General features: G+C 50.1%; 9 protein-coding genes. All 9 read right to left on the bottom strand.

The annotated features are described in order from the left end of the window. Window positions 1–90: 90 nt before the first annotated feature. A complete protein-coding gene (locus QZP87_RS14000) occupies window positions 91–606 on the bottom strand; it encodes a tetratricopeptide repeat protein (protein WP_291323542.1) in 516 nt (171 codons plus the stop codon). Window positions 607–613: 7 nt separating this feature from the next. Beyond that, window positions 614–3,397, bottom strand: a complete 2,784-nt coding sequence (locus tag QZP87_RS13995) for a chemotaxis protein CheA (protein WP_291323541.1) — start codon at window positions 3,395–3,397, stop codon at window positions 614–616. A 55-nt stretch (window positions 3,398–3,452) separates the two neighbouring features. Further along, on the bottom strand, window positions 3,453–3,821 hold the full coding sequence (locus QZP87_RS13990; protein WP_291323540.1) for a response regulator: 369 nt from the start codon (window positions 3,819–3,821) through the stop codon (window positions 3,453–3,455). 35 nt (window positions 3,822–3,856) lie between these two features. Continuing rightward, the gene (locus tag QZP87_RS13985) at window positions 3,857–4,564 is read right to left on the bottom strand and encodes a chemotaxis protein CheW (protein WP_291323539.1); all 708 of its coding nucleotides are present in this window, start codon (window positions 4,562–4,564) and stop codon (window positions 3,857–3,859) included. Beyond that, on the bottom strand, window positions 4,561–5,337 hold the full coding sequence (locus tag QZP87_RS13980) for a ParA family protein (protein ID WP_291323538.1): 777 nt from the start codon (window positions 5,335–5,337) through the stop codon (window positions 4,561–4,563). The genes QZP87_RS13985 and QZP87_RS13980 overlap by 4 nt, the downstream gene beginning before the upstream one ends. Before the next feature lie 295 nt (window positions 5,338–5,632). Continuing rightward, on the bottom strand, window positions 5,633–6,028 hold the full coding sequence (locus QZP87_RS13975) for a PilZ domain-containing protein (protein ID WP_291323537.1): 396 nt from the start codon (window positions 6,026–6,028) through the stop codon (window positions 5,633–5,635). 204 nt (window positions 6,029–6,232) lie between these two features. Next, the gene (locus tag QZP87_RS13970) at window positions 6,233–7,114 is read right to left on the bottom strand and encodes a protein-glutamate O-methyltransferase CheR (protein ID WP_291323536.1); all 882 of its coding nucleotides are present in this window, start codon (window positions 7,112–7,114) and stop codon (window positions 6,233–6,235) included. Further along, complete coding sequence (locus QZP87_RS13965) at window positions 7,111–9,048, bottom strand: HEAT repeat domain-containing protein (protein WP_291323535.1); 1,938 nt, start codon at window positions 9,046–9,048, stop codon at window positions 7,111–7,113. Before QZP87_RS13965 ends, QZP87_RS13970 begins: the two co-directional genes overlap by 4 nt. 410 nt (window positions 9,049–9,458) lie before the next feature. After that, entirely contained in the window at window positions 9,459–10,526 is a 1,068-nt protein-coding gene (locus QZP87_RS13960; protein WP_291323534.1) for a chemotaxis response regulator protein-glutamate methylesterase, read from the bottom strand. Between the last annotated feature and the right edge of the window lie 201 nt (window positions 10,527–10,727).

Raw genomic sequence — 10,727 nt, 5'->3', positions numbered from 1 at the left:
TTAGACTTACTCTTGAAACCCTGTCACATAAAATAAGAATAATTCTAGCAAAGACGGGGTTTCAAGGCCTGGCACTGAGCACTCAAGACCTCAGGCATTTTTCTGCTTATCCATGGCCTTCTGGACCATGGCGGCCATTTCTTCAGCTTCCAGGGACTCGCCTCTTTCCTGCCTGGCCAGTATGAGGTTTATCTCCCTCTGGACAATGGGCTTGCGAATATCAAAAAAAAGATTCCAGTTTTCCAGGGCCTTCTTTCCGTTTCCCAGGTGAGCACAGGCAAGCCCGGTGTAAAGAAGTGCAAAGTTGTCCCTGGGCCTGAAACTCAGAAGTTTTTCCCAGGCCTGCCTGGCACCGGCGTAATCTCCCTGCATGAAAAGGCAGTATCCCATATTGCGCATGGCCTCCAGGTGCCTGGGCTCTTTCTGGAGCATTCTGGAATACAGATGTGCAGCCTTGTCATACCGTCCATCTCTCAACAGCCTGTCGGCGTAAACCATGTCCGGGTCGACTCCGGTGGCTTCCTTTTCTTCAGCATCTCCCCGGCCCTGTCGAAAAATCCCCCTGAAAAGATCCCTGCGGGAGAGCTTGCGATCACTGGTTGCCATTGACGCTTCAACTCCTGCTGATTGCAAGCTTGTATATTTCGTTGGGGTCCAGGATGAGCACCACACTGCCGTCACCCATAATGGTGGCTCCTGATATCCCAGGCTGATCCCCCAGGTATTCCCCCAGCGACTTTATAACAACCTCCTGCCGTTCCAGGAGATCGTCAACCACCAGCCCAAGCCTGCGGTCTCCCACCATAATTATCACCAGGGGAAGTTCTGCCCTGTCCTCCTTGTTTTCAGGCAGATCCAAAAGTTCCGCCAGGCTGGAAATGCCCACCACCTCACCGCGCAGTGTTATGGCCTTACGGTTGTTTATCTCGTTTATTCTTGATGATTCTATCTTGGTGGTCTCTGAGACAGCGTCCAGGGGGATGGCATATATCTGCCCGTTCACCGTCACCATCAGGGCATCGATGATAGCCAGGGTCAGGGGAAGGGTGATGGAAAATCTTGTCCCCCGGCCCACCGTGGTATTCACGGATATATTACCCTTGAGACTCTTGATGTTGTTTTTGACAACATCCATGCCGACACCTCGCCCGGACACGTCCGTAATAGTTTCAGCAGTAGAAAAACCCGGCGCGAAAATCAGTTCCACCGCCTGGTCCGCTTCCATGTTCCGGGCTTCTTCCTCACCGATGACTCCTTTTTCCACGGCCTTAAGCTTCATTTTTTCCGGATCTATTCCCTTGCCGTCATCTTCTATTTCGATAACCACGGAATTGCCTTTGTGGGCTGCGCGCAGCCATATGGTGCCCTTTCCATCCTTGCCCTGTTTTTTACGCTCTTGCTGGGATTCCAGGCCGTGGTCCACTGCGTTTCGGATCAGATGTACAAGGGGATCGCCGATAAGTTCCACCACGCTTTTGTCCAGCTCGGTATCTTCCCCTTCGGTGACAAGCTGGATGTCTTTATTGCTTTTGCGGCTTAGATCACGCACCAGGCGGGGAAACTTGGTAAACACAGTCCGCACCGGCACCATGCGCACATTCATTATGGTCACCTGCAGGTCGTCAGAAATGCGGGCCATGGAGTTGGTGGTTTCATTCAGCTGCTGGGCCACTTCCAGCACATCATGCCCCTCCTCCAGAGACCTGGAGAGCATGGTAAACCTGTTGCGGTTGATGATCAGTTCCCCGATAAGGTTCATGAGTTCATCCAGTCTGGCATGGTCAACCCTTATGGTAGAGGAGGGGGAACCTGCCTGAGTTCTGCCGGCCCCAATGTTCTGTGCCTCTGCCTCTTCAGGCCTGGATGGACCCTCAGGCTTGTCAGCCTGCTGAAGATCCTTGACCTTACTGGCATCCATCCCGGTTCCATCTCCTGCCTCGGGAACTGGGGCTGCAGCCTCTTCCTGAGGACCCGGGCCGGGTGGCGATTCCGTTTCCTGCAGTGCCTTCGCACCCTTTTCGCCGGGAGAGTAAACAGTGCCTTCCTGCACATCCGGCCCGGCCTCTGCAGCACCAGCGGCAAACTTCTGAATTTGTCTGCCAACCATGGACTCCAGAATATCCACTTCCTGCTTGAGTATATCGTACATCAGGGAAAAATCGGTATCTGTCTTACGGCCCTGGTCTACCAGGTTGGCAGTGTCTGCAGCATATTTTTTAAGTTCTTCAAACCCCATATAGCCGGTGGAATTCTGAACAGTCACCAGTGACCTGTAAAGTCCGTCCACCATTTCCTTGTCGGTCCCGTCACTGGACAGCCTGTCCAGTGCAAGCTTCATATTGGCAAACTGCTGCTCAACTGTCTGTTTGAATATCTGCAGGTCTTCAGGGTCGACATCCGAGAACTCAACCTGCCCGGAATCCTCCTCATGGCCTGTGACGGCCTGTTGCCCACCATTCCTCTTTGCCGGTCTTTCTTCTTCCACAGACCCTGCCCCTGTTTCATTCCCGGACTGAAAACGTTTTTTGAGGTCCCGAACCCTGTCCGAGGTCTCAGAGACATCCATGCCCTGCACTTCTCCAGTTGCCCTGTCAATATCATTTAAAAGGGACTCCAGTATGTCCACAGTTTCCAGAAGGACATCCAGGACTTCACCGTCAAGTTCCTGCTCCCCTGAACGGATAATATTCAGAAATGTCTCTACTTCGTGAGTCAGACCGTTTAGTTCTGCATAGCCAATAATGCCGCTGTTACCTTTCAGGTTGTGAAAGTTTCTGAACAGGTCATTTATCTGCTCCTGGGTGCTGCCCCCTTCCTTTTCCATATCCAGAAGCAGCGTATTGACTGCGGCCAGATTTTCCTGGGCCTCCTCAATAAAATCGTTCAGATGATCCAGGCTGACCATGTTCAGGGTGTATTTTTGCCCCCCGGGCGCGGTTTCAGTTTCCTGAGCGGTTTCTTCCTGCAAAGCCCTCTGCTCTGCCTGGTCTGGAGGCTGATCCTTATTTTTCAGGATTTCCTCAATATGGGTGATGATATGGCCGACTTCCAGGCGGCCCTCGTGACCCATACTTTCCAGGTTGTCCACCATGGTGCGCAGGGCGTCAGTGGCCTCCAGGATCAGGTCCATGATGGTGGAATTGACCCTCATACGCCCCTGTCTCAGCTCGTCCAGAATGTTTTCACCTTTGTGCGCCAGGGCGTTCATATCCTTTAGACCCAGAAATCCTGAAGCGCCTTTCAGGGAATGCATAGGCCGAAAGATATCGTTCAGCAGTTCCAGGTTATCGGGATTATTTTCCAGCTCCAAAAGCTTGGGCTCAATGGTTTCCAGATGTTCTCTGGCTTCCACCACGAAATCTGAAAACACTTCCGCATCGAAAAAATCTTGGCTCATTTACTTCTCCGCACCTGACATCAACAGCATTATTTCAGAAGCGATCACCGGCAACCTAGCCCATAAGCATCTTTACATTTTTCAACAGTCTTTCCGGCTGAGCAGGCTTGACCATGTAGAGGTTGGCCCCCAGGTTCAACCCCTGTTCCCTGTCCTTGTCCTGTCCTTCGGTGGACAGAATGATTATGGGCACATCCCTGAAAGACTCCTGCTCCCGGAGTGTCTGTACAAATGTAAATCCATCCATGCGGGGCATATTGATGTCAGTAATAATCAGATCTATTTTGGAGGCTGCATAAAGCTTTTCCAGTGCGTCCAGACCATCTTCTGCAGTAGTGACATGAAAACCCTCTTTCTTGACGATAAAGGCTATCAGATTCCGCACAGTCTTGGAATCGTCCACCATCAGAATATGTTTGGCCATTGTAAGTGCTGCTCCATGGTTTATTTTTCTTTCTGCTATCCAAGTAGATACTGGACTAACTTTTCAATGCCAAGGATGGAGATTATCCGTTCACGGTTTTTTATCAGGGCCTCCACTATCCCGGAATCGCCCCCCAGAACTCCATCCACGTTCCACTCAATATCACTGTCAGATACCCGGTACATGGTGGCAATACGCTCAACCAGCAGTGCTATCTGAAAGCCTGAGTGCCTGCATACTATCATAAACCTGTGCTCAGTGTTTTCAGACGTCTTTATCCGCAAAAGTCCAGGCAGATCTACGACCGGAGTGATCTTACTGCGCAGGTTTATGACCCCCTCGACGTAAGGAGGTGCTGTGGGAAGCCTGGAGGGCTGGATATACTTAATGACCTCCTGGACAGTTTCAATAGGCAGGGCGTATTCCTGCTGCCCATTGAAAAAGCTGACCAGTTGCACTTCCCCTCGCAGGCGTAATACCTCTGAGAGGCTTTTATAATCTGAATCTTTGCGTTGTACAGCATCCTGATGTTCAGTGCATGACTGAGTTTCCACCCTGGGTTGCGGCCCTGGAAGGTCCTGGGCCTGCTGTGCCTTCTGTCCCACCTCGGGAATCTTTCCGGCCAGCTCTTCTCCCAGGTACCTGTTGATGAAAGCCTGTTCCTGATCCGAAATCTCATTTTGAGATGCAGATGTATCAGGATCAAAGACCTGTTCCTGAAAATACTGTTCCGGTGTTTTCATATATTAATTATCTCCCGGGCCAGTTTAAAATATTCCAGAGCCCCTCTGGATCTGGGTGCATAGTCGCGGATAACTTTTCCTCTGGCACTGGCTTCCCTGAATTTGGTGTCAGTATTGATTATAGTTTCAAAAAGTCTTTCCGGGCCCATTTTCTTCTGCAGTGTATTGAGCACCCGGCGGCATGCACTGGCCCGTCTGTCGTACATTGTGGCCAGTACCCTGTACTTAATCGGCCTTTCAAGGGCTTTGTTTAACAGACGCATGGTATCAAAGATCAGCTTGAACCCGTGCAGGGCCAGAAAGTCAGTCTGCGTAGGGATAATTACAAGATCCGCCGCCACCAGGGAATTAACCAGGATAATTCCCATCTGGGGGGGGCAGTCAATAATAATTACATCATAATCTCCGCATATTCCATCCATCCATTTCTTGAGGATCAGTCCTTTGCCGGAAACATCCCGAAGTTCTGCATCCAGATCTGAGAGGTGGATATTGCTGGGCACAAAGTCAAAAAAAAGGCCTTGCCTGTCTTTATAAACGCAATCGTTATATGTATAAGCAAAATCCGGGTAAGATTTGAAGATATCAAGGGCTGAATAACTTATCTGCTCCGGGTAAAACGCCAGATGGATGGAAGCACAGGCATGCGGGTCCAGGTCCATCACCAGGACCCTCTTCCTGAACCCTGCCAACGAAGCACCAAGGTTCAAGGCGGTAGTTGTCTTGCCCACTCCGCCCTTCTGATTGGCGACAGCCAGCACTTGTCCAGGCAATGAAACCATCTCCTGCCACGGGAAAACATCCCGATTTAGTATCTGTTCAGCTCCTGACAGATATAATTGTGGTAACCATTCAGGGGATGCCGCAACGGCCCGGGGACAGTCCCCGCGACACCTTTCCTGCACAATTCAAATATGACAAACGCTAAGTTGTGTGAACCTTCAAAGATAGTACTTAGCGGGGACAGTCCCCAGACCTTCATTCAGGGGATCTATGTATTTTGAAAAACAAGTGAGGGGAGAACCGGTCCCCTGAGGCACAAAAAAGTGTCGTTGCAATATTACGGCCTTACTCCAGTTTAGCCAGCAACCCTCTCAATGCCTGCCAGTCATCTTCGTAGACATCAACAAATTTGAGTCCCATCTCATACAACTGAAAAGCGATCTTCTCCCGCACCCAGCTCACTTCAGCCACAGCCTGCAGGTATTGCCCTGCATCGCTTTCAAATACCTTGAAAAAACCGGGGTGATGCTTATTCAACCCGGAAATATAAACCTTTACCTGTACCATCTGGCCAATATTGTACTTCTCGTGGGAACTGAGCCTGAGCCCGCCGGAACTGATATCCGCAGATACCACCTGGATCTTTTTCTGGGAAGCCACGGGGAATTCCAGAGACTGCAACTCCAGCCGGTAATTCTTTGGTATGCGGACATATTGCCTGCGCTCTTTTTCTTTTTGCATAAGCCCTCTCTGGAACTAAACAAGCTTACCACTACAGCGAAGTATCTGTTTAGCGCTTTTTAGGAAGGCAGGGGACAGGCACTCCGGGACCCACTTGAGCATCATTTTGTGCATAAAATATCTCATTTTTTGGGACAAGTGGGTCCCGGAAGAGCCAGTCCCCATGCCACATGCAAAGCGCTAAACAGATACCTGACAGATACCTTACTTTTCCTTCAGGTAAACGATGGACCCCGGATAATGCATAGGTTTAAACGCCCGACTGATGTTGTGCAAAGACTCCGAGTGGCCGATAAACATATATCCACCAGGCAAAAGGTTGTCGTAAAAGGAGTTTATGACATTTTTTTTCATATCTTCATCAAAGTAAATGATTACGTTTCTACAGAAAATCACATCAGAACGTTCAACTTTTTTCAGCTGGAAGCGATCGCTTAAATTTATCTGACCGAAATGCACCAGTTCCTTGACCTTGTCCTGTACCCTGAACATACCCGGAGATTCTTCCAAAAAATACTTTTTGACTATCTCCGGAGGAGTACTTCTGAGGGCGTAATGGGAGTAGATCCCTCGTTTGGCAGCCGAAAGCACAGCATTTGAAAGGTCGTGGGCTGAAATTTTTATTTTCCAGGAACTCATTTCATAGTTCATAGCCTCGTGTAAAACTATGGACAGAGTATACGGCTCTTCTCCCGTGGAACATCCCGCTGACCAGACATGGATTCTTTTGTCACCCTTGGCCTTTTTGGTCTTTACCAGGTCCCTCAGGATCTGTTCTTGAAATACCTTTATCTGAGGTGGATTTCTAAAAAAACTGGTCTCGTTGGTGGTTATAACCTCGAAAAGCTTGGTCAACTCTTCGTTCCTCTGGGCATCATAGCGCAAAAAGTAAAAATACTCGCCAAAGCTTTTGAGGTTGTGGGCTTTTAATCTGTTGCCCAGCCTGTTTTCCAGAAGATACTTCCTGTTGTCGCCGATATATATGCCGCTTTTTTCATAAATAAAATCCCGGAGTTGTTTGAACTCCTGGTCATTAATCTTCAATTCTTTTTTGAAGGTTATATTTTTGGGAAATGGCGAGTTCATTCTTGGCCCTGCTCCATGTTTTGTTCTTGTAATTTATCCAGTGCTGTTTCAGCTGCATCCTGTATTTCCTGATCGGGATCATCAAGAATATCGAGCAGAGACCTGAATGCTGTCTGTCCCCCGATAATCCCCAGAGCTTCGACAATCTTGATCTTTACTAACTGGGAACTCCTCTCCCACAGAGAAAGCATTTCCGGAATATTGTCCTGTATCTTTTTTCTGCCCAGGGCCTCGACAACCCGGACCCGGACCCATTCATCCGGATCATGCAGAGCCTTGAGCAGGTAAGAGTGGCTTTCAGGGTACGGGCATTCATCCAGAAGATCCACCACGCTCCTTCTTACTTCCCTGTTTTCGTCCTGAAGTCCCTTGACCACCAGGTGCAGTACATTCTTGTCTTCGGGGCTGATATGGCCCATGGCCTCCAGGGCGATTTTTCTGACCTCATAAGCCTCATCGTTCAGTGCCTCGGCAAGAGTCTCCATGCTGTTGTCCGCTCCCAGCCTGCCAATGGCATACACCGCCATAACTCTTTTTATGGTATCGGTGCTTGAGAGCATATCCTGAAAATGACGCAGGACAGTGCCTCCACCTGTGCTCAAAACTGCCTCCAGGGCTGTCTTTTTGACGTCATCCCAGGGGTGTTCCAAAAAACGTAGCAATACTGGTATGCTCTCTTCATCCCTGAGTTTGACGCCTATAAAACTGATGCCGTACTTCAATACATCCCCGTCCTGGTGTTGCTGCAGGGTCGTCAGAAAGAAGTCCCGGGCTTCCCGGCCTGCGCAGTCGTGGAGCATGTGTGCGATTTCTCTTTGCTGGTCGCGGTTTTTCAGAGCAAAAGAGCTTATCAGATCATTTATTGCCTCTTTCCCGCCAATGCTTCCCAAAGCATGGATGGCAAGGGAGGCAAGGGTTTCGTCTTCGGAAATCAGGCCTTCTACCAGAGACTGATTGTATCCAATGGAGACCAGAGATTCATGAACCTTCTGCAGCCTGTCTTCTTCATAATCCGGATCCATGAGGGCCGCTGTGTTCAGAATGCTGCGACTTGCCCTGGCGCCCCCCACGTAGCCCAATCCCAGAATTGCAGCATCCTGGATATCGGTCTCGTCGTCCTTGAGCGCCGCCAGCAGGTAATCATGCAGCTTTTCCTTTTCTTTATTGCTCAAAAAAGTCAGGGCCTTGCCCCCCAGTATATTGATCACTGCCTTGACTATCTTATTGCGAAGGGTCGCTGGAGAATCTTCTATACGCTTTAGCAGCATGGGAACGGATTTGATGTCGCCCATTTCCCCCAGAGCATCGACTATCATGGAGCAGACCAACTCCGAACTGTTGCCCAGGGCCTGAATAAGCACCTTGACTGATGACTCGTCCCTCAGCTTTGACAGGGCTTCCACCACAGCATATTGCACCCATTCCTCGTCGGAAAAAGCTCTTTTCAGACATTCGGTTGCACCTGATCTGCCCAGGTCTCCCAGGCTTACCGCAGCCTGGTAGCGAACATTGACCTCCGGGTCTTTGAGAAGAAGCTCGCACAGCGGGGCAACCGCCAGGTATGACCTGGTGGAGCCAAGGATATCCGCTGAAAATATCCTGAGGTCAGTATCTTCACTCTTGAGCAGTCTAAGCAGGGCGTCAATATCCTGATGTCCGATATGCCTCAAAATATCCATGGACAGGTTGCGCACCGGTGGAGAGTCACTGGCCAGTAAAGGAATGAGAGCGCTTACGCTCGGCCCTCCACCTATCTTGCGCAGCGCCATATCCGCAGCTTCCTGAACACCTATGCTGCGGCTCTGCAGCAGGCCGACCAGATAAGGCACAGCCTCCACCAGCTTCATGTCCCGGGCCAGGAAAGCTCCTTCCCTCTGCTCCGACTGATCTTCGCTCTTCAAGAGCTGCATAATCTCATTCTTATCCTGATGCATGATTGCTCCTGTTCGACCTGGTGACCTGGCCCTGAAATCGTAACCATTCAGGGGGTCCTGGATGATGACCGCCGGTACCAGACCTGGGGACTGTCTCTCGCTATGTAATGTTTGTGCAGGTTTAAAAAATTCGCGTCGGTAATTATATAATATTTGCAGGAAATGTGTTGTGGGGACTGTCCCCAGGCCGGTATCGTCCCCAGGCCGGTATCCGGCGTCCCCCTGAATGGTTACCTGAAGTCTGTCATTTCTGATAAAGAATCTGTTCAGCGCTTTGCGTGTAGCAGGGGGACTGGCTTTTCCGGCACTTATTTTTTTCTAATCTGTTTCTTGTTCAAGAAAAAATAAGTGCCGGGGTGCCTGTCCCCAATTGAGACAGCATGCTGTATTTTATTAGTTTCGCTGTAGTGCTAAACAGATACCTGATAAAGAAGGTTTGTAATGGCCTGGGCCATGTCGTCAATATTCACCACCTGATCAGCAAGGCCTTCTTCAATGACTGCCCTGGGCATCCCGTAAACAACACAGGTTTCTTCACTCTGGGCCAGCACAAGCCCCCGTTTGGCCTTGAGATCTTTGGCGCCCAGGAGCCCGTCGCTGCCCATGCCGGTCAGGATGACCCCGATAGTCCTGTGCCCGAGTCCGTTAGCGGCAGAACTCAGCAATACATTGGCCGAGGGCTTGTATATGGCTTCTTCCGGCTTGGTACTGACAGTCAGTTCAATCCTGGAAGTCCCGGGGTTGAGGCTTAAGTGTTTACCCCCGGGAGCTACATAGACCCAGCCAGGCTTCAACTGGTCATGATCCTCGGCCTCCTTGACGGATAAAAACGATGCTTCATTAAGGCGCTTTGCAAAAGGGCCGGTGAAAGCACCGGGCATGTGCTGGGCAATAAGTATACTGGCGGGAAAATCCCGGGGTAGTTCACATAAAACTTTTTGCACAGCCGGAGGGCCGCCTGTGGATACCCCTACAGCCACTATATCCCGGATTACTTTTCCCTTGGGTTTGGCTTGAATGATCCTGGAGACCTCTCTGGCAACCCTGGGCTTGCTTTTCCTGGCTTTACCGGCCAGTCTGCCTTTATTCCTGACCACTGTTTTGACCTTGGACTGCAGTTCCTGCTCAATCTTTACTATGTCCAGGCTTACTTTTGAAAGCTGTTTGGGAATAAAATCCACAGCCCCGTATTCCATGGCCTTCAGAGTAGCCTCGCCTCCCTCGGTGGTAAGAGAACTGACCATTATAACCGGCCTGGGCATCTCCATCATGATGTGCTTCAGGGCGGTTAGTCCATCCATTACCGGCATCTCTATATCCAGAGTGACAACATCAGGGTCATGCTTGCGGACCATATCCAGGCCTTCCATGCCGTTTCTGGCGACTGCAGCCACTTCTATCTCGGGGTCCTTCTGAAGCATGGTACTGATTGCCTTGCGCATGAAGGCGGAATCGTCCACTACAACGACTTTGATCAATTTCTTCACCTTGGTGTTTGACAATTCAAGAATCTAGGCGCTTAGTACATATTTCAAACCAACATGTTGTTTCATTTTCTAAGAAAGCCAGGAGCTTTTGCCCACGGAACACACGGAAGGACACGGAAGTTTTTAAAGCGTTGCGAAGCAACGCATATTCCGTGAGATTCCGTGTATTCCGTGGGCCGTCTCTTTTGCCCC

This window comes from Desulfonatronospira sp. (assembly GCA_003563255.1).
Taxonomy (GTDB): Bacteria; Desulfobacterota; Desulfovibrionia; order Desulfovibrionales; family Desulfonatronovibrionaceae; genus Desulfonatronospira.
The sequence above is the reverse complement of the archived record's forward strand: the minus strand, read 5'-3'. Positions and strand labels throughout refer to the sequence as shown.